Raw genomic sequence first — 23,174 nt, forward strand, 5'->3', positions numbered from 1 at the left:
GCCGCCAGCGTTCGCTCTGAGCCAGGATCAAACTCTCAAGTTGAAGAGCTGATCAAAGCTGATCACAACATAAACGGAGGCTCACGACCGATCGGCGTTTCCACCAATCGTGTGAGCACCGAAACGTCAGACCAGCATCATCCTACTCACGATCCCACCCAGAGGCAGGATCCGCAGGGACGACGCCGTCCACGCTTCTCTTTCTCGTATGAACTTGTCAAAGAGCTGATCGGGCCCGAAGCCCGATCTCGACCTTCCGAGAACAGAAAGCAGCGCCGGGTTGCCCCGGCCCTTGCTTCATCGTCTCTGGGAAGGTTCGTCGGAGCGGGCCGTTCGTCTCGGCGCCCCGTCGGTGAGCGGCTGTCTAAGGGTAGCCGGCTCGCCTGTCAACACGCCCGGATCCAGAGGTCGCGGGCGGGCGGCCGTCGCCCTACTTGGCAGCCGTCACCACGACCTCGATGAGCGCGCCGCCGCCGAGATCGGCGACGCCGACGGTGGCGCGAGCCGGCAGGTCGTCGCCGAAGAATCGCGTCCAGGCGGCGTCCATCTCCTTCTTGTGCGACAGGTCGGTCACGAAGATCGTCGCCGCGACGATGCGCGAGGCATCCGTCCCGGCCTCCTTCAGGTAGCCGGCGATCTTCCCTAAGATGTTCTCGGTCTGGGCCCCCATCGGCACCGAGGTGTCGTCGGCGATGGTGCCGCCGACGAAGACGAGGCCGTTCGCCTCGACGGCGCGGTGCATGATCGGGGTGCGGATCTGGCGGGTGATGGTCATGGTCTCGTCCTTGGATCAGGACCGGAAGCGCTCGATGCCGAGCGCGCCGATCCGGGTCTGGGTGCCGCCCTCGACGATGAGTTCGGCCATGACGGCGCCCGCCGCCGGCCCGAGCTGGAAGCCGTGCAGCGAGAAGCCGAACTGGTGATAGAGGCCCGGATGCCGGGCGCTCGGCCCAAGGACCGGCAGGTCGTCCTTCATCCTGGCCTCGATACCGGCCCAGGCGCGCAGGATCTGGGCCTCGCGCATCACCGGGAACAGCTCGAACACCGTACGGGCGCTCTCGGCGAGGCGGCGCCAGTCGAGGATCGTGGTGCCCCGATCCTGGTCCGGCACCGCGAGGTGGCCGCCGCCGATCAGCACCGTGCCGTTACCGAACTGCTTGAACGACAGCTTGCGGCCGCGCAGGATCACCACGGGATCGATGAAGTGCGGCACCTTCGATGTGATCATCAGCATCGGCGCCACGGTCTCGACCGGCACCGGCTCGCCGAGGGATTCCGCGATGCGCCCGGCCCAGGCCCCGGCGGCGTTGACGAGGACCGGGGCCGCGTAGGTGTCGGCTCCGACGTCGACCCGCCACAGCCCGTCCTCGCGGCGCACGTGTCCAGCCGGCTCGCCCTCGCGAATGGTCGCCCCGAGCTGTTCCGCCTTGCGCCGGAACGCCGCCACCGTGCGGGCCGGCTGGGCCGCGCCGTCGCGACGCGAGACGACACCGCCGGGGCAGGTCTCCGCCACCGCCGGCACCAGCCGGCGCAGCTCCGCCCCGTCGATCAGCTCCTCGTGGGTGAAGCCGCGGCCCTGAAGGTCCGCGACCCGCTCGGCGCAGGCGGCGAGTTCGCCGTCATCCTCGGCGACCAGCACCTGGCCATGGCTCTCGAAGCCGCACTCGTCGTCGACGAGGTCGCCGATCCGCTCCCAGAGGTCCATCGAGCGGATCGAGAGCGGGATCTCGGCGACGTGGCGGGCGAGCTGGCGCACCCCGCCGGCATTGACCCCGGAGGCGTGGCGGCCGGCATAATCCTTCTCGATCAGGACGGGCTTCAGCCCGGCCCGGCAGAGATGGAGCGCAGTCGAGCAGCCATGGATGCCACCCCCGATCACGATGGCGTCGGCGAGGATCGTCATCCGCGCACCACCGCCTCGGTATCGGCCTTCGACTTCGGCAGGGCGGCGAGTTCGGCGAGCGCGATCGGCTTCACCGGCGCGCGCAGGCGATAATAGCCGATCTCCTGCGGCGTCTTCCCCCGCGCCTCGGCCATCAGCTCGGTGACGGTGAGGCCGCAGAGCCGGCCCTGGCACGGGCCCATGCCGGTGCGCCGGTAGGCCTTGAGCTGGTTCGGCCCCGTCGCCCCGATGGCGACCGCCTCGCGGATGTCGCGGGCGGTGATCTCCTCGCAGCGGCAGACGGTGGTGTCGTCGGCGGGGATGCGGAACGGCCGGGACGGCCGGAACAGCAGGTCGAGGAACGGCCGGCCCCGCTCGGCCCGGACGAGCGCGGCCCGCACGCCGGCAACGGAGGGGAGCGTCGCGAGCGCCGCCGGCGCCAGGGCCTCGATGGCGGCGAGCGCCGCGAGGCGGCCGCGCAAAGCCGCAGCCTCCGCCCCGCCGATCCCGGCGCCGTCGCCCGCCACCGCGATCCCCTCGACCGAGGTCGCACCGTCCTTACCCAGCACCGGCAGCCAGGCGAGCTGGACCTCGTCCCAGGCATGCGCGACGCCCGCCGCCATCGCCAGGTTGACGTTCGGCACCACGCCCTGGTGCAGCAGCAGCAGCGAGGCCGGCAGCGTCTCCTCGCGGGCACCCACCCGGTAGGTGACGCTCGACAGCGTCCCCTCCCCTCGCGCTTCGAGCGCGGTGACGCCGGAGACCACCTTCACCTTGGCACGCACCTCGCGCATCAGGGCGAGGCCCTTTCGGAAATACGGCGATGTCGCGAAGGCGGGCGCGTGCGGCAGGGCACCGAGGATGTTCTTGCGCTCGGTGGTGTCGAGGATCCGGTCGATGCGGCCGCCGAGGCGCAGGATCTGCGCCGAGAGGAGCCAGAGCAGCGGTCCCTGCCCGGCGATCACCGTCGGCTCGTCCGGCACCAGGCCGGAGGACTTGAGCAGGGTCTGCGCGGCACCCGCGGTCATCACGCCGGGCAGCGTCCAGCCGGGAATCGGGAACGGCCGCTCCAGAGCGCCGGTCGCCAGGATCACGCGGCGCGCCGACACGAAGGCCGAGCCGCCGCCGACCGAGACGCCGATCTCGAGCGCGGCGTCCAGGCTCCAGACCGTGGCGCGGTGGATCACCTCGGCGCCGCTCTCGCGCAAGTCCCGGACGAGGTCCTCGCCGCTCCAGAAATCCTGTCCGAGCTGGGTACGGTCCGCCAGCGGGGTCGAGGTGATGGCGCGCCAGACCTGGCCGCCGGGGCCGGCATTCTCGTCGAGGAGCAGGACCGTGAGGCCGGCCTTGGCGGCGGTGGCGGCGGCGGCGAGGCCCGCCGGGCCGGCGCCGATCACCGCGACATCGTAGGCGTCGCGCTTCGGGGCATTGTTCATCGGCCGATCTCCCGCTTGCCCTTCTGGATCTCGATCCGCATCCCGTCCGCCACCGGCACGAGGCAGCCCTGGCGGTTGCCGACGCCGTCGATGGTGACGAGGCAGTCGAAGCACACCCCCATCATGCAGTAGGGCAGCCGCGGCGCCCCGCTGACGGCGGTGAGCCGGCGCACGTCGCGGCCGGAGGCGAGAAGCGCCGCCGACACGGTGTCGCCGGCCCGCGCCTCGACCGGCGCGCCCTCGACGAGGATGCGGACGATGGGTCTGGTGTCGTGGACGGATCGCTTGAACATGGCGTCTCCGGGCCCGGGGGCCTCGTTCGATAGTCGAAGATGGCTGAGGGTCCGACGCGACCGTCACCCTCCTCGTCAGTCCGGGGCCGCGCAGCGGAGCCCGGGATGACCCTGCGGGGTGGGACCGTGGCTGGTCCCCGGCTGTCTCCCGTCGGAAAATCTCTCAGTAATACCCGCTGCCGGCCCGCCTCTCGGTCGCCTCGAACCGCTTGGCCGAGAAGGCGCCGACCAGGTCCGGCTCCAGGCTTCCTGCCGCGATCATGCGGGCGATCTCGAAGGCGTGGTTGGCGGCGAGCGTCACGCCCGAATGGCAGCAGGCCACGAAGGCGCCGGGATGCGCGTCGGACTGGTCGTAGATCGGGAATCCGTCCCGCGGCATCACCCGGATGCCGGACCAGCTGCGCACCACGTTGAGCCGGGCGAGGTGCGGGAAGGTGCGCTGCGCCCGGTCGGCCATGACGGCGTTGATGCCCTGGCGCATCGACCGGTCGTCGAGCACGTCCTCCTTGCTGTCGCCGATCATCACCGTGCCCTCGTCGGTCTGGCGCAGGGTAGAGAGCGGATGGGGCAGGAACGGCTCGGTGCGCTCGGTGACGACGATCTGGCCCCGCGTCGGGCCCATCGGCGCCGAGAGGCCGACCATCGGGGCGAGCGTCTGGTTGGCGTTGCCGGCGGCGAGCACGACCTTGGCCGCCCGCACCTCGCCCGACGGCGTCGCGAGCCGGAACTCGCCCCCCTCGCGGGTGATCCCGGAGACCGGCCGCTCGGGCAGGTAATCGACGCCGAAGGCCTTCAGCCCGGCGTGCAGCGCCCGGTAGGTGCGCAACGAGTTCACGTGGCCGTCGAGGGGGCAGAAGCTGCCCCCGGAGACCTCCGGGCCGAGGCCGGGCAGCACCCGGCCGGCCTCTGACGCCGAGACCATCTCCATCCGGTAGTCGGCGGCGCCGGTCTGGTTGTGCATGCGGGTGACGAGGTCGGCGCGGCGGCCGTACTCGTCCTCGCCGAGGGTGAGGTGGAAACCGCCATTCTGCTGCAGCGCGACGTCCACCCCGGTCTGCGCCCGGAGGGCGGTGGCGAGGTTCGCCCAGCTTCGCGCCCCACGCACGGTCCAGCCGGTATAGGCCGGCATGCCGAGCCCCTTGCTCTGCACCCAGACGAGGGCGAAGTTCGCCCGCGAGGCCCGCTTGGTGACGTCGCCCTCGTCGAGGACGGCCGTCCTCTGCCCGAGCCGGCCGAGGCCCCAGGCGATGGCCGAGCCGAGCAGGCCGCCGCCGATGACGGCGACGTCGTAGTCCTTGGACATGTGAACTCCTAACGCGCCGCGGTCAGTGACCACCCTCAATGGCTGCCCTTGCCGGCGAGCACGCGGTCGAGGCCGTAGAGGCGGTCGAGGACGACGAGGAACGCCATGGTGACGGCGATCACGCAGGCCGAGACCGAGGTCACCAGGGGATCGATGTTGTCCTGGATGTAGAGGAACATGCGCACCGGCAGCGTCTCGGTGCCGGGCGCGGCGAGGAAGACCGTCATGGTCAGGTCGTCGAAGGACTGGATGAAGGCGAGCGCCCAGCCGCTCACCACCCCCGGCAGGATCAGCGGCAGCGTCACCCGGCGAAACAGCGTGACCCCGCCGGCCCCGAGGGAGATCGCCGCCCGCTCCACCGACGGATCGAGCCCGGCCGCCGCCGCCAGCGTCAGCCGGAAGGCGAAAGGGAAGACCACGACGATGTGGGCGGCGAGCAGCGCCAGGAAGGTGCCGCCGAAGCCGAGCGCCGTGAAGAAGCGCAGGAAGGCGACGCCGAGCACCACGTGCGGGATCATCAGCGGCGACAGGAACAGCGCCTGGAGGGCGCCGCGGCCCGGCACCGCGTAGCGGGTCAGCGCGAGCGCCGCCGGCACCGCGAAGACGAGGGCGACGAGCGAGGACAGCGCGCCGAGCCCGAGGCTGACCCAGAAGGCGTGGACGAATTCGGGGTAGTCGGCGATCGCCCTGAACCAGCGCAGCGAGAACCCGTTCGTCGGCAGCGACAGGAAGCCCTCGGGCGTGAAGGCGACGAGGCAGACGACGACGATCGGCGCCAGCATGAAGGTCACGAACAGGCCGTGGAAGGCGAGCGCCAGGGGGCCGTTGCGGCTCATCGGGAGACCTCCGCATAGCGACGCTCGACCAGCGCATTGGCGCCGACGACGATCAGCACGAGGCCGGCCAGCAGCAGCACCGCCACCGCGGCGCCCAGCGGCCAGTTCAGCGTGTTGAGGAACTCGTCGTAGGCGAGCGTCGCCGCGACCTTGAGCCGGCGCCCGCCGATGATCGCCGGCGTCGCGAAGGCGCTGGCCGAGAGCGAGAACACGATGATGGCGCCCGACAGCACGCCCGGCATGATCTGCGGCAGGACGATGCGGCGGATGATGGTGAGCGGACCGGCGCCGAGCGACATCGCCGCGTGCTCGACCTGCGGGTCGAGGCGCTGAAGCGCCGCCCAGACCGACAGCACCATGAACGGCATCATCACGTGGACGAGGGCGATCACCACGCCGGTCTCGGTAAACAGGAACGGCAGCGGCGAGGAGATCAGCCCGAGCGACATCAGGAGCTTGTTGGCGAGCCCGTTCGCGCCGCCGAACAGCAAGGCCCAGCCCAGCGTGCGCGCCACCACCGAGATGAGGAGCGGCCCGAGGATCAGGAGCAGGAAGATCCCGCGCCAGCGCCCGCTCATCCGGTTGAGGATGTAGGCCTCCGGCGCGCCGAGCAGCGCGGTCGCGACCGTGGTGACGAGCGCGATGCGCAGCGTGCGCCCGAACATCTCGGCGTAATACGGATCGGTCGCGATCTCGTGCCAGTTCTTCAGGACCAGGACCGGCTCGATGCCTTTGTACTGGCCCCAATCGTGGAACGACAGCAGCACCGTCATCGCCAGCGGCACCAGGACGATGCCGACGAAGAGCAGGAGCGCCGGCAGGATCAGCCAGAGCGGCGCGCGGCTGGCGCGGGGCTCGGGCGGCGTCGCCGTGGCGGCGGCGGGCAGCGTGGTCGTGGCGGCGGCGCTCACGCGACGGCTCCCGCCCGCAGGCCCATATCCCGGATGCTCATGTCTTCCGGGCGCCAGGCGAGCCGCACCGCCTCGCCCTCGCCGGGCTGGGCCAGACCGTCATTGGGCCGCACCACGATCGCCGGGCCGCACTCGGTCTCGCACTGGAACAGCCAGTGATTGCCCTGGAAGACCCGGGCGGCGACCCGCCCCGGCAGGCCTTCTTCCGAGAATCCGATCCGCTCGGGGCGGACGCTGATCGTCACCGGGCCGCGCAGGCCGACCGGCGCCGGCGCGCTCCAGCCGCCGGCGACGATCCGGGCCGGGGATGCGCCCTCGACCCGGGCGGCGAAATCGTTGGTCTTGCCGAGGAACTGGGCGACGAAGGCCGAGGCCGGGCGCTCGTAGGTGTCCTGCGGCGTGCCGATCTGCTCGATGCGGCCCTTGCTCATCACGACGATCCGGTCGGAGAGCGACAGGGCCTCGGTCTGGTCGTGGGTGACGAGGATCGTGGTGGTGCCGAGATTGCGCTGGATCTGGCGCAGCTCGATCTGCATCTCCTCGCGCAGCTTGGCGTCGAGGTTCGAGAGCGGCTCGTCGAGGAGCAGCACGCTCGGGCGGATGACGAGGGCGCGGGCGAGCGCCACCCGCTGCTGCTGGCCGCCGGACATCCGGCGCGGGTGGCGGTCCTCGTAGCCGGACAGCCCGACCATCGCGAGGGCGGCGCGCACCCGCTCGGTGCGCTCAGCCCTCGAGACCCGCTGCATCTCGAGACCGAAGGCGACGTTCTCGGCCGCCGTCATGTGCGGAAAGAGCGCGTAGCTCTGGAAGACGATGCCGAGACCGCGCCGCGACGGGTGGACCTGCGTCAGGTCGCGGCCCTCGAGCCGGATCGTCCCGCGGGAGGGGGCCAGGAAGCCGGCGATCATCTGCAGCGTCGTGGTCTTGCCGCAGCCCGAGGGGCCGAGGAACGAGATGAACTCGCCCGGAGAGACCGCGAGGGTGAAATCCTCGACCGCGACGTGGCCGCCGAAGGTCTTGGCGACGCGGTCGAGTTCGAGCAGCGGCACGGCGGAGCGGGGCGTGGGAATCATGCGCGGGTCCGGGGCTCGTGGGGTCGCGGGAAAAGGCCGCCTGTCCGGGACAAGAAGGAGCGGATTCCTCCTCTCCCCGCGGGCGGGGAGAGAGTTGCGTCCCTGTTCGAGGGATGCGGCAAGCCCCCAGGACGAGGGTGAGGGGATGTTTCCGGAAGAAGCCACAATCCGGCACCTCCCTCTCGGCGGACGCCTCGCCGCGTCGACCACACGATGGTCGCGGTCCTCTCCCCGCTCGCGGGAAGCGGAGGAGACCTGCCATTACGCGGCAACGCTTGCGGAACTCGGGGCGCCGCCGGGAGAGGCCGCTCGCCCCGTCACCGCTCCACCTCCCGGTTCCACCGCTTCGTCCACTCCTCGCGCTTCTCGTTCACCACGGTCCAGTCCGGCGTGACGAGCGAAGCGGCGCGGGCGCCGACCGGGGCCATCTTGACGATCTCGGGCGGCACCTCGACCGATTTCAGCACCGGGCCGTAGCCGTATTCCTTGAGCATCGTGAGCTGCACCCTGGGGTCGAGCAGCGCCTTGATGAAGGCGTTGGCGAGCGGCGAGGCCTTGGGCTTCGCCACCGGGCAGGCGGCGGTGAGGAGCGCGACCGCCCCCTCCTTCGGATAGACGAAATCGACCGGGAAGCCGGTATTGGCGAGCCCCTGCACCCGGCCGGTGCCCCAGACCGCGATCACCGCCTGGCCGGACTGGAACAGCTCGGTCATCTTGCCGGGGGACGGCTCGTAGGCGAGCACGTTCGGGTTGATCTCGGACTTGACGATCTTGAACGCGGCGTCGACGGTCTTCTCGCTGCCGCCGTTCATCCGCGCCAGCATCACCAGCAGGTTGAGCCCGTAGGTGTTGTTGATCGGCGGGATGACGAGGGCCTGGCGGTATTTCGGGTCCTTGAGGTCGTTCCAGGAGGTCGGCGGCGCCCAGCCCTTCTCCGAAAAGACCTTGGTGTTGTACATGATGCCCGTCGCGACGAGGCCGGTCGCCACGGCCCGGTCGTCCTTGAAGCGGGCGAGGTCGTAGAGGTCGCTCGGCACGCCCTCGACGCGATCGCAGAAGCCGAGCTGGATCGCCTGGTACATCGGGCCGTCGTCGACGATGGCGACGTCGATCTGCTGGTTGCCCTTCTGGGCCTGGAGCTTGGCGAGCGTGTCGGTGGAATTGCCGGCGACGTACTCGACCTTGACGTCGTTGGCCTTCTCGAAGGCCGGGATGACCTCGGTGCGGATCGTCTTCTCGAACGAGCCGCCATACCCGGCGACGTAGAGGGTCTTCTGCTGCGCCGTCGCGGGTGCGAGGGAGGTCGCCAGGGCCGTGAGGCCGAGGGCGGTCAGGAGGCCGAGCTGCTTCACCAAGGACCTGTCTCCTCTCACGAGCGCCATGCGGCACTGCACAAGAATGTGCCGTGCCGTCTCGTTGGGCAAAAGGTGCCGGGCCGGCCCACGATCGTCCAATGCGAAATGGCGCGGCGTTCATGCCGAAATGTTATGGTTCGAAACGGGGGACCGCCGGACGGGAGGAGCGATGGCACGGATCAACCTGCGGCAGGTCGAGGCCTTCCGCGCCACGATGCTGACCGGCAGCGTCACCGAGGCCGCCGCCCTGATGGGGGTGACCCAGCCGGCGGCGAGCCGCCTGCTGCGCGACCTCCAGGCGGTGCTCAACATGCCGCTGTTCGAGAAGCGCGGCACCGGCCTGGTGCCGAATGCGGCCGCGATGGCACTCTACACCGAGGTCGAGCGCTCCTTCGTCGGGCTCGAGCGGATCGGGGCGGCGGCCGAGGAGATCCGCGGCCGGCGCACCGGCTTCCTGCGGGTCGCGGCGTTGCCGGCGCTCGCCAACGGCTACCTGCCGCGGCTGACCGGGCACTTCCTGAAGGAGCGCCCGAACCTGAACCTGTCGCTGTTCGGGGTGATCTCGCCGCTGGTGGTCGACTGGGTGATGAACAACCAGTGCGACGTCGGCTTCGCCGAGGTGCCGATCGCCCATGCCGGCGTGCCGAACGAGCGCCTGCCGGCGGTGGCCCGGGTCGCGGTGCTGCCGGAGGGCCACCGGCTGGCGGAGAAGGCGGAGCTGGCGCCGCGGGACTTCGAGGGCGAGACCTTCGTATCGCTCACCGCCGGCTCGACCGGGCGCCACCTGGTCGACCAGGCCTTCCACCGCGACGGGGTGCGGCGGACCTTGCGGATCGAGACCGCCCTGTCGGAGATCATCTGCGGGCTGGTCTCGTCGGGGATCGGCGTGTCGATCTCCGATCCCTTCACCGCGCGGGAATTCGAGGGCCGCGGCGTGGTGGTGCGGCCCTTCGTGCCGCGGATCGAGTTCGAGTTCGCGGCGGTGTTCCCGCCCCAGCGTAGCCCCTCCCCGGTCGCCCTGGATCTGGTGGCGGCGGTGCGGGATTCGCTGGCGGCGTTCTGAGCCGGGGGAGGCCGCGAGCCGACACCCTCCGGGCCATCCCCGGGGCTCGCCGCAGGCGAGGGCCCGGGATCGAGGGGAGGCGTGCCGCGAAGCGGCTCTGCCTCTCGCACGATGTCCGACTGATTGCTGCGCGATGCGGAAATCGGCTTCGCTCGGGCGCCGCGCGGGCTGGTGATACGACATCCGGAAGGGATCCTCCGGATGTCGTATCATGACGTTGCAGACGGGCGGACGCTTCGCGACGTCCTGTGCCGGTTCCCGGATCTCCCGCTCCGCTCCCGTCGTCCGGGACAGGGCGGGACGGCTTGATCAAGCCGCCGCCCGGTCGATCGCCCGGAGCTGCAGGTCGAGCGCCGTGCCCGCCGCCGGGAACCGGCCGTCGAGGGCCGAGGTGCCGATCGTGAAGGCGGCGGCGCCGGCCTGCCGGATCGCCCGTACCTGGGCGGGGCTGTCGACCGAGCCCGCCACGATGACCGGCTTCGGCACCGCCGCGCAGACGGCGGCGATGAGCGACGGCACGTCGAGGGAGGAGCGGTAGGCGAGGAGGTCGAGGCCCGCGACGCCCTCGCGCCCGGCGAGCGCGACGGCGCTGGCGACGATCTCGCCCTGCGTCCCTTCGAGCCGGCTCGGATGGCCGACGATGCGGCCCGGGAACGGATAGTAGCGGATGCCGGTCCCCGCCAGCAGCGGCAGGACGTCGTCGACGTGGGTGCCGCCGAGCAAGTAGTCGACGCCGAGGTCCAGCGCCGCCTTCACCGAGCGGATCTCGCTCTCCCGGTCGAGGGAGACGACCTCCAGGTAGGTCGTCGCGCCGCCGCGCCGGATCGCCCGGGCAAGGTCGTCCAGGGCCTCGAAGGGCAGGCCGATATCCTTGAAGCCGATATGCCGGATCCCGGAATCCAGCGCCGTCGCGACGTGGCCGGCGGCCTCCGCCACCGTGCGGTCGTTCCGGGTCAGCATGAAGATGAAGTCGAACGCTGTCATGGATGGCGGCTCCCCGCTCGCGCATGTCCGGCGCTGTCGCGGCCGGATCGTCGCAGAAAATCGGTCCGGGTCAAAGGTGAAGGTCGAAGGCCGGGGACGCGCCGCCTTACGCCGCGGCGCGGCGGGCGATCAGTCGCTCGGCATAGCCGACGGCGGTCTCGAGGCTCGACGGATCGGCCAATCCCCGACCGGCGATGTCGAAGGCGGTGCCGTGATCGGGGCTGGTGCGCACGAAGGGCAGCCCGAGCGTGACGTTCACGCCCTTCTCCAGGCCCATATACTTCACCGGGATCAGGCCCTGGTCGTGGTACTGCGCCACCACGACGTCGAACCGCCCCCGGCGCGCCTGCATGAACACGGTGTCGCCCGGCCACGGCCCGGAGGCGTCGATGCCCTCCGCCCGCGCCGCCTCGATCGCCGGGCGGATGATGCGGATCTCCTCGTCGCCGAACAGGCCGCCCTCGCCGGCATGCGGGTTGAGACCCGCCACCGCCACCCGCGGGGCGGTGATGCCGAGGGACAGGCCGGCCGCGTGGGCGAGCCGGATCGCCGCCATCTGGGCCGCGAAGTCGCCCCGGCGGATCGCCTCCGACAGCGCGCAATGGATCGTCACCAGGACGGTGCGGATCTCGTCGTTGGCCAGCATCATGGCGACGCGGGCGCCGTCCGCGTGCTCGGCCAGGATCTCGGTATGGCCCGGATAGGCGAAGCCGGCGGCCGACAGCGCCTCCTTGTGGATCGGCGCCGTGACGATGCCGGCGACCCGGCCGCTCCGCGCCAGCCCGATCGCCGCCAGGATCGCCGCGTAGGCCGCGCGCCCGCTCGCGGCGGAGACCTGCCCGACCGGCGGCAGCACCGCGAGATCGGAGCTCGGCAGGATCTCGAGGAGACCGGGCTCGAACCGGGCCTCCTCGACGTGGTCGATCCGGCGCAGGCCCATCCTCGCATCGAGGCGCCGGACCGCGTCCGCCATCACCAGCGGATCGCCGACGACGATCCAGCGCCTGCTGTCGGGCCGCCGCAGGAACAGGCGGACGACGATCTCCGGGCCGATGCCGGACGGGTCGCCCATGGTGACCGCGAGGGGAGGACGGGACTCGGGAGCAGGGGGCATGGTCGTCCTTGGCCTCGCGGCGGGGTCGAGGCCCACCATACCGGCCGCAGCGCGCTGGACGAGCGAGAGGGTCTGACGTAATCCGGTGACGAGAGATCACCGATGAAGCGTTCGGACCTGCCCTCGCTGGACGACCTGCGGGCCTTCGAGACCGTGGCGCGCCTCGGCTCCGTGCGGCAGGCGGCGGGCGAGCTGTCGCTGACGCACGGCGCCGTCAGCCGGCGGGTCGCCAAGCTCGCCGGGGATCTCGGCTTGCGGCTGTTCGAGCCGGCCGGGCGGGGCCTGCGGCTGACCCGGGACGGGGCCGCCCTGTCGGAGGCGACCACGAAGGCCTTCGCGCTGATCGAGGACAGCCTGTCGGCGATCCGCGCCGCGCCGGGATCCGGCCCCGTCGTTGTGTCCTGCGAACGCTCGCTGGCGATGCGGTGGCTGATCCCGCGCCTCTCGGCCTTCCAGGACCGGCATCCCGAGATCGAGATCCACCTGTCGACGGGGGGCGGCAGCCTCGATTTCACCCGCGAGCGGGTGACCCTCGCGATCCGGCGGCTCGACTTCGCCCTCGACCCGGCCTGGGCGGTGCGGGAGCTGATGCCCGAACGGGTCGGCCCGGTGATGGGCCCGAGCCTGCGCGAGCGCTTCGCCCTCGGGGATTACGTGGCGCTGGGCTCCCGCACCCGCCCGAAGGCCTGGCCCGACTGGCTCGGCGCGCACCCGCAGGTCCCGCGGCCCCGGAGCCTGCGGCTCCTCGACCACCACTTCCTGATGACCGAGGCGGCTTTGGGCGGCCTCGGCGTCGCGCTCGCGCCCGAGGTCATCGTGAGCGGCGACGTCGCGCTCGGCCGGCTCGTGGCGCCGTGCGGGTTCGTGCCGGACGGCACGCATTACGGGCTGATCCATCCCCGCGCCTCCGGGCTGTCCGAGGCCGCCGAGACGGTGCGCGACTGGCTGCGGCGAGAAGCCGTGACGGGCTGAACGCGGCCGGGATCGCCTCGTCTCCCGGAGCGACGCGGCCCTCCGGCGACGCGCCGCGCCACATTTACCGAGCGTCAATCACATCAAAACACGCGCGTCACTGCTGCGATTTCCGTAACGTTCTTCCACTATCAGGGACAGGCTCGGGACGCCGCTTCGGATGTCGCGGCAGGAGGCGACATGGTCCAGGCGTTGAAGAGGCGGCTGCTTCGCCTGCTTCTCACCCCTCAGGCGGAGGCGCTCAACGCCGCCGCGACTTCCGGCGACCGCCTGCACAGGCTGTCCGTCCTGGCCTGCCTCGCCGTCCCGAGCTTCCTGGCCCTGTTCGCCTGGTACGCGATGTGGCCGCTCGTCGCCGCCCTGGTCGTCTGCGGCGGCATCCTCATGGCCGCCCCGCTGATCCACCGGTGGAGCGGCAGCGTCGTGCTCGCGCGGGAACTGTTCCTCGCGGCTCTATTGGGATTCAAGTCCTACGAAGTCGTCTATTTCGGCACCATCGTGTCGCCGGGAAGCGCGTGGCTCGCCGCCGTGCCGGTGCTTGCGATCATGCTCGGCGGCCTCGCCTGCGGGCTGGCCTGGACCCTGGTCACGGTCGTGGCGATGGTGTCGCTGGGAATCGTGGGCCATGCCTGGATGGTGCCGCGTGCCTTCGACCCCGCCGACCTGCAGATCGTCTCCAGCATCGGCATGATCTACCTCGTGGTCTGCCTGTCGGTCTTCGTCTTCCTGGTCGATTACGAGCGCGGCCTGGCGATCGCCGGCCTCGCCCGGATGAACGAGACCGTGCGCCAGCTGGTCATCAGCGACCCCCTGACGGGCGTCTTCAACCGGCGCCACCTCGGCGACCTGATCGCCGAGGACGATGCCCGGCCCGCCGGGGCGCGGACCATCCGGGCGGTGGTGATGATCGACATCGACCGCTTCAAGGCGATCAATGACCGGTTCGGCCACCTGGCGGGCGATGCCGTGATCAAGGCGGTCGCCGCCGCCATCGCGGCGGAGGCGGGTCCGGACAACACGGTCGGACGCTTCGGGGGTGAAGAGTTCGTCTGCCTCGTCCGGGGGCGTCCGGGCGGGCGGGGCGGGCTCGACGGGCCGGCCTTCGCCGAAGCCATCCGCCACCGGGTCTCGGGGACCGCTTTCGACGGCATTGCGGGGCTCGACAGGGTCACGGTCTCGGTCGGCGTGGCCGCCTGCGCGTGGTACGGCAGCGCGATGGCGGCGCTCCCGGAGGCGGATTTCGCGCTCTACGCCGCCAAGGAGGCGGGACGCGACTGCGTGCGCGAAGCGCGGCCCCGGCCCTGGCCGGTCGCGCAGGCGAGCTGAGGCGGGCCGGCGGATCGCCTCGCGTTCCCTCGCCTCGCGTCCCCCTGCCTCGCGTTCCCTTGCTCCCTTTCCCTGGCCCCCCTTTCCCTTGTCGCCCCGCCCGTCGGGCCTACCTTGAAACGATCCGCGCGGCCCGAGTGCGTCGCTCCCGCAGACCCGATCCCGTCCCCGGCGCGCATCCCGTGCATCGGCGCGGGTGCGGCCTGCCCCCCGCCAACCGGTCCTTGTTCCCGTTTCGATGGCGCCCGAACTGCTCCTCGTCCTCGCGGCGATCCTGCCCTTCCTCGGCAGCGCCGCCGCGATCTGCCTGCCTGGGCATGCGCGCAACGCCGCCGCCGGCCTCGCCGGCTTCGTCACGGTGACGGGCCTCGCCTGCATCGGCCTGCTCTATCCCCTCGCCGCGTCCGGCGCTCCGGTGGTCTTCGCCGTCGACTGGCTGCCGGCGCTCGGAATCCGCCTCGTGCTGCGGCTCGACGGGCTCGCCTGGATCTTCTCGGTCCTGGTGCTCGGGATCGGCGCCCTCGTGGCGCTCTATGCCCGCTACTACATGGACGCCGCCGATCCGATCCCGCGGCTCTACTGCTACCTCCTCGCCTTCGTCGGCGCGATGCTCGGCATCGTGCTGTCCGGCAACCTGATTCAGCTGGTCGTGTTCTGGGAGCTGACCAGCGTCGTGTCGTTCCTGCTGATCGGCTACTGGTCCGACAACGCCTCGGCCCGCGACGGGGCCCGGATGGCGCTCACCATCACGGCCGCCGGCGGCCTGTGCCTGCTCGTCGGGGCGGTGCTGCTCGGGCGCATCGCCGGCAGCTACGAGCTCGACGCGGTGCTGGCCGCCGGCCCGGTCGTGCGCGAGAGCCCGCTCTACGGGCCGGCCCTGGTCCTGGTGCTCGCCGGGGCGCTGACCAAGTCGGCGCAGCTGCCGTTCCACATCTGGCTGCCGCGGGCGATGGCGGCGCCGACCCCGGTCAGCGCCTACCTGCACTCGGCCACGATGGTGAAGGCCGGCATCTTCCTGATGATCCGGTTCTGGCCGGTCCTGGCCGGCACCGAGAGCTGGTACTGGATCGTCGGCACCGCCGGCATGGCGACGATGCTGGTCGGGTCCTGGAGCGCGATCTTCCAGCACGACCTCAAGGGCCTGCTCGCCTACTCGACCATCAGCCATCTCGGGCTGATCACCCTGCTTCTCGGCCTCAACTCGCCGCTCGCCGTCGTGGCGGCGATCTTCCACACCGTGAACCACGCGACCTTCAAGGCCTCGCTGTTCATGGCCGCCGGCATCATCGACCACGAGACCGGGACGCGGGACATGCGCCGCCTGAGCGGCCTGTGGCACGCCATGCCCTACACCGCCACCCTGGCGATGGTCGCCGCCGCCGCGATGGCCGGCGTGCCGCTCCTCAACGGCTTCCTGTCGAAGGAGATGTTCCTGGCCGAGGCCGTGGACAGTACCGGGGAGCACTGGCTCAACCTCGCCCTGCCGGTGCTGGCGACGCTGGCGAGCGCCTTCACGGTGCTCTACTCCCTCCGCTTCATCCGCCAGACCTTCTTCGGGCCGCCCGCCCGCGACCTGCCGCACGCTCCCCACGAGCCGGTGCGCTGGATGCGCATCCCGATCGAGGCCCTGGTCCTCGTGTGCGTCGCGATCGGCCTCGTGCCGAACCTGACGATCGGGCCGGCGCTCGCAGGTGCGGCCCGGGCCGTCCTGGGCGAGCGGATGCCCGACTACGACCTCGCGATCTGGCACGGGTTCAACGCGCCGCTCGCCATGAGCGTGCTGGCGCTCGCCGGCGGGGTCGCGCTCTACCGGGTGTTCGGAGCACGGATCGACACCAATCCCCGCGGCGGTCCCTGGCTGATGCACCGTCTCGACGGCGGCTGGCTGTTCGAGCGCGGGATGACCGGCCTCGTGAAGGGCGCCCGCTGGCTCGAGGCCAGGCTCGGCACGGAGCACCTGCAGCCGCAACTGCGCATCCTGTTCCTCGCCGCCCTCGCGGCGGCGGCCGCCGCCGGCGTCGCGCGCGGGCTCGACCTCCTCGCGCCGGGCCGGGCGACCGCCTTCGATCCGGCCTTCGCCCTGATGTGGCTGGTCGGCGCCGCCTGCGCCCTCGGCGCGGCGGAGCGCGCGAAGTACCACCGCCTGTCGGCGGTGATCCTGGTCGGCGGGGCCGGCCTCGTCAGCAGCCTCACCTTCCTGTGGCTCTCCGCGCCCGACCTCGCGGTGACCCAGATCCTCGTCGAGATCGTCACCACGGCGATGCTGCTCCTCGGCCTGCGCTGGCTCCCCAAACGCGACCGGGCGATCCCGGTCCCGGATTCGGAGCGGGTGCGGGCGCGCCGGCGCCGCGTCACCGACCTCGTCATCGCCCTCGCCGCGGGCCTCGGCCTCGCGACGATCGCCTATGCCGTGATGACCCGGCCGGCGGTCGACGGGATCGGCCGCTGGTTCGTGGAGGAGGCCTATCCGCAGGCCGGCGGGCGCAACGTCGTCAACGTGCTGCTGGTCGATTTCCGCGCCTTCGACACGCTGGGCGAGATTGCCGTGCTCGGGATCGTCGGGCTGACGGTGTTCGCGCTCCTGCGCCGCTTCCGCCCCGCCCCCGACAGCCTGGAGCGGCCGGCCCAGCAGCGCCGCCACGACGCCGACGACCGGAGCAGCGAGGGCCGCGAGCCGGGCCACACGACGGCCGACGCCCTGCTGGTGCCCCGCCTCGTGACGACCTGGCTGTTCCCGTTCATCATCCTGCTCGCCCTGCACCTGTTCCTGCGCGGGCACGACCTGCCGGGCGGGGGCTTCGCGGCCGGCATCGCGCTCACCGTCGCCTTCATGCTGCAATACATGGCCTGGGGTGCGGCCTGGGTGGAGGAGCGCCTGCGCATCCAGCCGATCGCCTGGATCGGCCTCGGCCTCCTCGTCGCGGTGCTGGCCGGGGCCGGGTCCTGGCTCGCCGGGCGGCCGTTCCTCACCGCCTACTTCGCCTACTGGAAATTCCCGATCCTCGGCAAGGTCCCGGTCGCGAGCGCCCTGGTGTTCGACCTCGGCATCATGGTCCTGGTGGTCGGCGCGAGCGCCCTGATGCTCGTCGCCCTCGCCCACCAGTCCCTGCGCCGCACCCGGGTCGCGCAAGGACAGGCCGAGCGGGAAGCCAGCGAGGAGCGCGCCTGATGGAACTCGTCCTGTCCCTCGGCATCGGCGTGCTGGCCGCCGCCGGGGTGTGGCTGATGCTGCGCCCGCGCAGCTTCCAGGTCGCGCTCGGGCTGTCGCTCCTGAGCTACGCCGTCAACCTGTTCATCTTCGCCATGGGCCGCCTCACCGTCGGCGCGCCGCCGGTGCTCGGCGCGGGGACCGGCATCGGGCAGGACAGCGTCTTCGTCGACGATCCAGTGACCCAGGCCCTGGTGCTGACCGCCCTGGTGATCAGCTTCGCCCTCACCGCCCTGTTTCTGGTGGTCCTGCTCGCCGCCCGCGGCATCACCGGCAGCGACCACGTCGACGGACGCGAGCCGCATCCAGGCCAGCAGAGCCCCGGCGAGCCGCATCCGGGGCGGCCGCAGCCATGACCCCGCCGATGACCCCGCCGGCCCTGCCCCCCTCCGTCGCCTGGTCCGACCACCTCGTCGTGCTACCGATCGTGCTGCCGATCGCGGTCGCGGGCGCGATGTTCCTCCTCGACGACCGCCGGCGCCGGCTGAAGGAGGCCTTGAGCCTCGCCACCTTGCTCGCGCTCGTCGGCATCGCCCTCGTCCTCGTCGGACGGACGAGCGCCGCGCCGGAGGTCTACCGGGTCGGCAACTGGGCGGCGCCCTACGGCATCGTCCTCGTCGCCGACCGGCTGTCGGCGATGATGCTGGCGCTCGCCGGCCTCCTCGGGCTCTGCGCGCTCGTCTTCTCCTTCGCCCGCTGGGGGCGGGCGGGCCCGCGCTTCCACGGCCTGTTCCTGCTGCTGCTCATGGGCGTCAACGGCGCCTTCCTGACCGGCGACCTGTTCAACCTGTTCGTGTTCTTCGAGGTGATGCTGGCGGCCTCCTACGGCCTGGTGCTGCACGGCTCGGGCGAGACGCGGATCCGGGCGGGGCTGGGCTACATCGCCGTCAACCTCGTCGCCTCGCTGTTCTTCCTGATCGGCGTCAGCCTGGTCTACGGCACAATGGGCACGCTCAACATGGCCGACCTCGCCCGGCGCCTCGCCGCTCCCGGGGCCGGCGAACTCGCCCTGTTCGAGGTCGGCTGCGCGATCCTCGGCCTCGCCTTCCTCATCAAGTGCAGCGCCTGGCCGCTCGGCTTCTGGCTGCCGACCACCTACGCGGCGGCGAGCGCGCCCGCCGCCGCGATCCTGGCGATCCTCTCGAAGGTCGGCGTCTACGTGGTCCTGCGCCTGAGCCTGCTGCTGTTCGGGGCCGGGCTGTCGGCGGGCTTCGGGCAGGGCGCGATCCTGGTCGCCGGGCTCGCCACCATCGCCTTCGGCACGGTCGGGATCCTCGCCTCCCGCGACCTCACCCGGGCGGCCGGCTACGCGGTGATGATCTCCTCGGGCACGGTGCTGGCGGTCCTCGGCACCGGCAGCGAGGCGGCGCTCGCCGGCGCGCTCTACTACCTCGTCGGCTCGACGCTGGCGGCGGGCGCGCTGTTCCTCCTGGCCGAGATCCTCCAGCGCGGCCGCGACCCGGTCGAGGCGGCGCAGCCGGTCTTCGCCGACGAGTACCGCGATCCCTTCGACGACGCCGACGCGACCGAGGTCGGCCGGGCGATCCCCGCCGGGGTCGCGATCCTCGGCGTCGGCCTCCTCCTCTGCACCCTGGTGCTGGCCGGCGTGCCGCCGCTGCCGGGCTTCGTCGGCAAGCTCGCGATCTTCATCGGGCTCACCGCCGGCACGGTCACCGCCGCCGGCTGGTGCCTGATCGCATGCCTCACGCTGTCGAGCCTCTTCACCCTGATGCCGATGGTGCGGCTCGGCATCCTCAACCTGTGGGTGCCGAACGACGATCCCCCGCCGGTCCTGCGCCTGTCCGAGCTGACGGCACTCAGCGGCCTGCTGGCGGCCTGCGCCGCCCTGGCGCTCTGGGGCGGGCCGGCCCTGGCCTATGCCGACGCGACGATGCAGTGGCTCAAGGCGCCCGAGGCCTACATCGCGGCGGTGCTCGACGGAGGCGCGCGGTGAGCCGGGTCCTGCCCTATCCCGTCCTGTCGGTCGCCCTGGCCCTGACCTGGCTCCTCCTCAACGCGCCGCCGACGCCGGGGAGCGCCCTGCTGGCGCTGGCCGTCGGCCTCGCGGTTCCGCACGCGATGCGGCCCCTGCGCCCGCAGAGCGTCCGGGTGCGTGCGCCCGGCGCGCTCGCCCGGCTCGGGGTCGTCGTCCTCGCCGACATGGTCCGATCCAACATCGACGTCGCCCGGATCATCCTCGGCCTGCGACGCGGCGAGCGGCGGACGGGGTTCGTATCGATCCCCCTCGACCTGCGCGAGCCGTTCGGCCTCACGGTCCTGGCGGTCATCCTCACGGCGACGCCCGGCACGCTCTGGGTGCAGTACGATTCCGATACGGGGCACCTGCTCCTGCACGTGCTCGACTATACCGACGGGGACGAGTGGGTCCGGCGGGTGAAGGACCGCTACGAGCGGCCCCTGATGGAGATCTTCGCATGAGCGCCGCGGCGGTTCTCGATTGGGGTCTCGGCCTCGCGCAAGGGGCGCTGGTCCTGGCGATGGCGCTCGCCGCCTGGCGTTGCTTACGCGGCCCGCGGGCCCACGACCGCATCCTCGGCCTCGACACGCTGTACCTGAACGGCATGCTGACGATCGTGGTCCACGGCATGCGCACCGGCAGCGGGCTCTATTTCGAGGCGGCCCTGATCATCGGCATGATCGGCTTCACCGCCACCGTGGCGCTGGCCAAGTTCCTGATGCAGGGCGAGGTGATCCAGTGACCGGCGCCGACCTGCCCCTCTGGGCCGCCTGGCTCGTCGTCGCGCTGGTGCTGACCGGCGCCGCCTTCTCGCTCACCGGGGCGCTGGGCCTCGTGCGCCTCAAGACCTTCTACGAGCGCGTCCACGCCCCGACCCTCGGCGCGACGCTCGGCACGGCGCTCATCCTGTGCGGCTCGATGCTGCTGCTGTCGCTGATCGAGGGCCGCCTCGTCCTGCGCGACGCGCTGATCGGCCTGTTCCTTACCGTCACCACGCCGGTCACCCTGCTGCTGCTGGCCCGCGCCGCCGCCCACCGCGACCGCCACGAGGGCAATCCCGGCGCACCGCCGAAGCCGTGAGCGGGGGCGGTCGTCTCCGCCGCCCGCCGGCCCCATATGGGTCCCGACCACGATCGTATCGGAGACCCGAGATGCCGACCTACCGGAAGGACGAAGCCGCCATCGCCCGGCTCACCCCCGAACAGTACCGCGTCACCCAGCAGAACGGCACCGAGCGGCCCGGGACCGGCGAGTACCTGGAGAACAAGGCGCCGGGGATCTACGTCGACGTCGTCTCGGGCGAGCCGCTCTTCGCCTCCAGCGACAAGTACGAATCCGGCTGCGGCTGGCCGAGCTTTACGAAGCCCATCGAGCCGGCCCACGTGGCGGAACTGCGCGACGTCAGCCACGGGATGGTACGCACCGAGGTCCGCTCCGCCCACGGCGACAGCCATCTCGGCCACGTCTTCCCGGACGGCCCGCGCGACCGCGGCGGCCTGCGCTACTGCATCAACTCGGCCTCGCTGCGCTTCGTCCCGCGCGAGCGGATGGAGGCGGAGGGGTACGGGGCGTATCTGGATCAGGTGGAAGGCTGAGGCGGGGCCCGGTCCAGGCCCCCTACCCTCCCATTCACGACCTCATCCCGGGGTGTCAGTCGATCGAGGATGGCTTGAGCGCGAAGGAGGTCTCCGCGCTCCTTGGAGCCCTCCTTCGAGGCCCACTTCGTTCGCACCTCAGGATGAGGTCAGAGGTGGGATGGACCCGCCGGGTCCCGTCACCCGCCCCGGGGCCCCTCCCCCGCCCAGTCGAGCGCCGCGTACTGCGTGCGCAGCTCGCGCTTGAGGAGCTTGCCCGCGGTGTTCCGCGGCAGGTCGTCCTGGAACAGGATGCGCTTGGGCACCTTGAACGGCGCGAGCCCGGTGCGGCAATGGGCGATCAGCGCGTCGGCATCGGCCTCCGCGCCCGGGCGCAGCACCACCACGGCGGCCACGGCCTCGATCCATTTCGGGTGCGGCAGGGCGATCACCGCCACCTCCGAGACGCCCGGATGGGTGAACAGCACCTCCTCGACCTCGCGGCTCGCCACGATCGTCCCGCCGGTCTTGATGACGTCCTTCACCCGGTCGACGACCGTGATGAAGCCCTCCTCGTCCATGATCCCGACATCGCCCGAATGGAACCAGCCGCCGCGGAAGGCCTCGCGTGTCTCCTCCGGCTTGTCCCAGTAGCCGGCCATCAACTGGGCCGAGCGGTGGACGATCTCGCCGCGCTCGCCCGGGCCGACGTCCTGCATCGCATCGTCGACGACCCGCGTCTCGACGTTGAAGACCGGGCGGCCGCAGGAGGCCGGGCGGGCATCGTGCTCCTCGGGGCGCAGCACGGTGGCGAGCGGGGCGATCTCGCTCTGGCCGTAGCAATTGTAGGGCTGCGCCCCGGGCAGGCGGGCGCGCAGCTCCTCGAGCACCGGCACCGGCATGATCGAGGCGCCGTAATAGACGTGGCGCAGGGAGGTGAGGTCGCGCCGGGCGAAATCGGGCGAGCGCAGGAGGCTGATCCAGACCGTCGGCGGCGCGAAGAACGAGGTCAGGCGGTGCTCCTCGATCAGGCGCAGGCAGGTCTCGGGGTGGGGCGCCTCGATCAGCACGGTCTCGGCCCCCGCGAGCAGCTGGGGCATGGTGAAGGCGTGCATCTGCGCCGTATGGTAGAGCGGCAGCGCCGCGAGCGCCCGGTCCCCGGGGCCGAAATCGAGGGCGAGGATGCAGCTGAGATACTCGGCGAGCAGTCCGCGGCTCGTCATCATGGCGCCCTTCGGGGCCGCGGTGGTGCCCGAGGTGTAGAGGAGCTGGACCACGTCCTCCTCCGCCACCGGCACCTCGACCGGGGCGACCTCGCCCTCGCCCCGGGCGAGGCTCAGCACGTCGAGGTCGCTGCCGCCGAACAGGGTGCCGAACCACGGGCCGCGCCCCTCCTGCAGCGCCTCGCGGGCGTTGCCGGCCAGCGCCGGGTCGACGATCAGCGCGCGGGCGCCCGATTGCTCGACGATGTAGCGCAGCTCGCGCCCGGTCAGTGCGTAGTTGATCGGCACGTGGATCAGGCCGGCGCGGGCGCAGGCGAGCCACAGGATCAGGTAGGCGTCCGAGTTGCGCCCCAGCGCCCCGAGCCGGTCGCCGCGGTTCAGCCCCGCCGCGACCAGCCCGTGGGCGACGCGGTCGACGGCGCGGTCGAGGCCGGAAAAGCTCCAGCGTCTATCGGCGAAGGACAGCGCGGTGCGCTCGCGGTGGCGCCGGGCCGCGCGGCGCAGGGCGTCGGAGATCGTGTCGCGCCGGGCGCGGGCGGCCTCGTCCTGCGGAGTCTCGGTTTCCATGGCGGGGCTCCTCCCGATGTTTCTTGCTTGACGGTCCTGGTTCCGGGGCCGTCGGCCGGCCCCGGAGGGATACGCT

The 23,174-nt window shown here is 71.8% G+C and carries 22 protein-coding genes; 10 read left to right on the forward strand and 12 right to left on the reverse strand.

What is annotated here, in order from left to right; translation table 11 throughout:
- Positions 1-430 precede the first annotated feature (430 nt).
- From G4G93_RS23915 to G4G93_RS23955, 9 genes are all read right to left on the reverse strand, one after another.
- Positions 431-775 (reverse strand): RidA family protein, encoded by a 345-nt coding sequence (locus G4G93_RS23915; RefSeq protein ID WP_165087985.1) that lies wholly within the window; start codon positions 773-775, stop codon positions 431-433.
- A gap of 15 nt (positions 776-790) precedes the next feature.
- Entirely contained in the window at positions 791-1,903 is a 1,113-nt protein-coding gene (locus G4G93_RS23920) for an FAD-binding oxidoreductase (RefSeq protein ID WP_165087987.1), read from the reverse strand.
- Entirely contained in the window at positions 1,900-3,318 is a 1,419-nt protein-coding gene (locus tag G4G93_RS23925; protein WP_165087990.1) for an NAD(P)/FAD-dependent oxidoreductase, read from the reverse strand. Before G4G93_RS23925 ends, G4G93_RS23920 begins: the two co-directional genes overlap by 4 nt.
- Complete coding sequence (locus G4G93_RS23930) at positions 3,315-3,611, reverse strand: (2Fe-2S)-binding protein (protein ID WP_165087993.1); 297 nt, start codon at positions 3,609-3,611, stop codon at positions 3,315-3,317. The genes G4G93_RS23925 and G4G93_RS23930 overlap by 4 nt, the downstream gene beginning before the upstream one ends.
- A gap of 163 nt (positions 3,612-3,774) precedes the next feature.
- Positions 3,775-4,914: an FAD-binding oxidoreductase gene (locus tag G4G93_RS23935; RefSeq protein ID WP_165087996.1), complete on the reverse strand. Its 1,140-nt coding sequence runs from the start codon at positions 4,912-4,914 to the stop codon at positions 3,775-3,777.
- 35 nt (positions 4,915-4,949) lie between these two features.
- Positions 4,950-5,750, reverse strand: coding sequence for an ABC transporter permease (locus G4G93_RS23940; RefSeq protein WP_165087999.1), 801 nt, complete (start codon positions 5,748-5,750; stop codon positions 4,950-4,952).
- Positions 5,747-6,637 (reverse strand): ABC transporter permease, encoded by an 891-nt coding sequence (locus G4G93_RS23945; RefSeq protein WP_395414470.1) that lies wholly within the window; start codon positions 6,635-6,637, stop codon positions 5,747-5,749. The genes G4G93_RS23940 and G4G93_RS23945 overlap by 4 nt, the downstream gene beginning before the upstream one ends.
- A gap of 20 nt (positions 6,638-6,657) precedes the next feature.
- On the reverse strand, positions 6,658-7,710 hold the full coding sequence (locus G4G93_RS23950) for an ABC transporter ATP-binding protein (RefSeq protein WP_165088357.1): 1,053 nt from the start codon (positions 7,708-7,710) through the stop codon (positions 6,658-6,660).
- 341 nt (positions 7,711-8,051) lie between these two features.
- Positions 8,052-9,086, reverse strand: coding sequence for an ABC transporter substrate-binding protein (locus G4G93_RS23955; protein ID WP_165088360.1), 1,035 nt, complete (start codon positions 9,084-9,086; stop codon positions 8,052-8,054).
- Between the two features lie 172 nt (positions 9,087-9,258).
- Between G4G93_RS23955 and G4G93_RS23960 the strand changes: the two genes are divergently transcribed.
- Entirely contained in the window at positions 9,259-10,152 is an 894-nt protein-coding gene (locus tag G4G93_RS23960) for a LysR substrate-binding domain-containing protein (RefSeq protein WP_165088002.1), read from the forward strand.
- Between the two features lie 309 nt (positions 10,153-10,461).
- Here G4G93_RS23960 and G4G93_RS23965 read toward each other — a convergent pair whose 3' ends face one another.
- Positions 10,462-11,136 (reverse strand): 4-hydroxythreonine-4-phosphate dehydrogenase, encoded by a 675-nt coding sequence (locus G4G93_RS23965; RefSeq protein ID WP_165088004.1) that lies wholly within the window; start codon positions 11,134-11,136, stop codon positions 10,462-10,464.
- 106 nt (positions 11,137-11,242) lie between these two features.
- Positions 11,243-12,250 carry a 4-hydroxythreonine-4-phosphate dehydrogenase PdxA gene (pdxA, locus tag G4G93_RS23970; RefSeq protein WP_246736982.1) on the reverse strand — a complete coding sequence of 336 codons (1,008 nt, stop codon included), beginning with the start codon at positions 12,248-12,250 and terminating at the stop codon, positions 11,243-11,245.
- 102 nt (positions 12,251-12,352) lie between these two features.
- Here pdxA and G4G93_RS23975 point away from each other — a divergent pair, with 102 nt between their 5' ends.
- The 9 genes from G4G93_RS23975 to msrB all read left to right on the forward strand — a co-directional run bounded on the left by G4G93_RS23975 (position 12,353) and on the right by msrB (position 21,329).
- Complete coding sequence (locus G4G93_RS23975; protein ID WP_165088007.1) at positions 12,353-13,222, forward strand: LysR family transcriptional regulator; 870 nt, start codon at positions 12,353-12,355, stop codon at positions 13,220-13,222.
- A gap of 180 nt (positions 13,223-13,402) precedes the next feature.
- A complete protein-coding gene (locus tag G4G93_RS23980) occupies positions 13,403-14,548 on the forward strand; it encodes a GGDEF domain-containing protein (protein ID WP_165088010.1) in 1,146 nt (381 codons plus the stop codon).
- Positions 14,549-14,786: 238 nt separating this feature from the next.
- The gene (locus tag G4G93_RS23985) at positions 14,787-17,717 is read left to right on the forward strand and encodes a monovalent cation/H+ antiporter subunit A (protein WP_165088013.1); all 2,931 of its coding nucleotides are present in this window, start codon (positions 14,787-14,789) and stop codon (positions 17,715-17,717) included.
- The gene (locus G4G93_RS23990; RefSeq protein WP_165088015.1) at positions 17,717-18,112 is read left to right on the forward strand and encodes a Na+/H+ antiporter subunit C; all 396 of its coding nucleotides are present in this window, start codon (positions 17,717-17,719) and stop codon (positions 18,110-18,112) included. Before G4G93_RS23985 ends, G4G93_RS23990 begins: the two co-directional genes overlap by 1 nt.
- Positions 18,109-19,710 (forward strand): monovalent cation/H+ antiporter subunit D, encoded by a 1,602-nt coding sequence (locus tag G4G93_RS23995; protein ID WP_395414064.1) that lies wholly within the window; start codon positions 18,109-18,111, stop codon positions 19,708-19,710. Before G4G93_RS23990 ends, G4G93_RS23995 begins: the two co-directional genes overlap by 4 nt.
- Positions 19,707-20,195, forward strand: coding sequence for a Na+/H+ antiporter subunit E (locus G4G93_RS24000; RefSeq protein WP_165088018.1), 489 nt, complete (start codon positions 19,707-19,709; stop codon positions 20,193-20,195). Before G4G93_RS23995 ends, G4G93_RS24000 begins: the two co-directional genes overlap by 4 nt.
- Positions 20,192-20,476, forward strand: coding sequence for a K+/H+ antiporter subunit F (locus G4G93_RS24005; protein ID WP_165088021.1), 285 nt, complete (start codon positions 20,192-20,194; stop codon positions 20,474-20,476). Before G4G93_RS24000 ends, G4G93_RS24005 begins: the two co-directional genes overlap by 4 nt.
- A complete protein-coding gene (gene mnhG, locus G4G93_RS24010) occupies positions 20,473-20,814 on the forward strand; it encodes a monovalent cation/H(+) antiporter subunit G (protein WP_165088024.1) in 342 nt (113 codons plus the stop codon). The genes G4G93_RS24005 and mnhG overlap by 4 nt, the downstream gene beginning before the upstream one ends.
- A gap of 71 nt (positions 20,815-20,885) precedes the next feature.
- Entirely contained in the window at positions 20,886-21,329 is a 444-nt protein-coding gene (gene msrB, locus G4G93_RS24015) for a peptide-methionine (R)-S-oxide reductase MsrB (protein ID WP_165088026.1), read from the forward strand.
- A gap of 179 nt (positions 21,330-21,508) precedes the next feature.
- On the opposite strand, the gene G4G93_RS24020 is transcribed toward msrB, so the two are convergent.
- On the reverse strand, positions 21,509-23,098 hold the full coding sequence (locus G4G93_RS24020; RefSeq protein WP_165088028.1) for an acyl-CoA synthetase: 1,590 nt from the start codon (positions 23,096-23,098) through the stop codon (positions 21,509-21,511).
- Positions 23,099-23,174: the final 76 nt, after the last annotated feature.

It is taken from the genome of Methylobacterium sp. DB0501 (assembly GCF_011043735.1).
Classification (GTDB): domain Bacteria; phylum Pseudomonadota; class Alphaproteobacteria; order Rhizobiales; family Beijerinckiaceae; genus Methylobacterium; species Methylobacterium alsaeris.

Excerpts from the sequence above, each read along its gene's own strand:
- G4G93_RS24020 (WP_165088028.1), bottom strand. The coding sequence starts at position 23,098 with ATGGAAACCGAGACTCCGCAGGACGAGGCCGCCCGCGCCCGGCGCGAC.
- G4G93_RS23965 (WP_165088004.1), bottom strand. The coding sequence starts at position 11,136 with ATGACAGCGTTCGACTTCATCTTCATGCTGACCCGGAACGACCGCACG.
- G4G93_RS23920 (WP_165087987.1), bottom strand. The coding sequence starts at position 1,903 with ATGACGATCCTCGCCGACGCCATCGTGATCGGGGGTGGCATCCATGGC.
- G4G93_RS24005 (WP_165088021.1), top strand. The coding sequence starts at position 20,192 with ATGAGCGCCGCGGCGGTTCTCGATTGGGGTCTCGGCCTCGCGCAAGGG.
- G4G93_RS23935 (WP_165087996.1), bottom strand. The coding sequence starts at position 4,914 with ATGTCCAAGGACTACGACGTCGCCGTCATCGGCGGCGGCCTGCTCGGC.
- G4G93_RS23975 (WP_165088007.1), top strand. The coding sequence starts at position 12,353 with ATGAAGCGTTCGGACCTGCCCTCGCTGGACGACCTGCGGGCCTTCGAG.
- msrB (WP_165088026.1), top strand. The coding sequence starts at position 20,886 with ATGCCGACCTACCGGAAGGACGAAGCCGCCATCGCCCGGCTCACCCCC.
- G4G93_RS23940 (WP_165087999.1), bottom strand. The coding sequence starts at position 5,750 with ATGAGCCGCAACGGCCCCCTGGCGCTCGCCTTCCACGGCCTGTTCGTG.
- G4G93_RS23995 (WP_395414064.1), top strand. The coding sequence starts at position 18,109 with ATGACCCCGCCGATGACCCCGCCGGCCCTGCCCCCCTCCGTCGCCTGG.
- G4G93_RS23990 (WP_165088015.1), top strand. The coding sequence starts at position 17,717 with ATGGAACTCGTCCTGTCCCTCGGCATCGGCGTGCTGGCCGCCGCCGGG.
- G4G93_RS23985 (WP_165088013.1), top strand. The coding sequence starts at position 14,787 with ATGGCGCCCGAACTGCTCCTCGTCCTCGCGGCGATCCTGCCCTTCCTC.
- G4G93_RS23960 (WP_165088002.1), top strand. The coding sequence starts at position 9,259 with ATGGCACGGATCAACCTGCGGCAGGTCGAGGCCTTCCGCGCCACGATG.
- G4G93_RS23915 (WP_165087985.1), bottom strand. The coding sequence starts at position 775 with ATGACCATCACCCGCCAGATCCGCACCCCGATCATGCACCGCGCCGTC.
- G4G93_RS23980 (WP_165088010.1), top strand. The coding sequence starts at position 13,403 with ATGGTCCAGGCGTTGAAGAGGCGGCTGCTTCGCCTGCTTCTCACCCCT.
- G4G93_RS23925 (WP_165087990.1), bottom strand. The coding sequence starts at position 3,318 with ATGAACAATGCCCCGAAGCGCGACGCCTACGATGTCGCGGTGATCGGC.
- pdxA (WP_246736982.1), bottom strand. The coding sequence starts at position 12,250 with ATGCCCCCTGCTCCCGAGTCCCGTCCTCCCCTCGCGGTCACCATGGGC.
- G4G93_RS23930 (WP_165087993.1), bottom strand. The coding sequence starts at position 3,611 with ATGTTCAAGCGATCCGTCCACGACACCAGACCCATCGTCCGCATCCTC.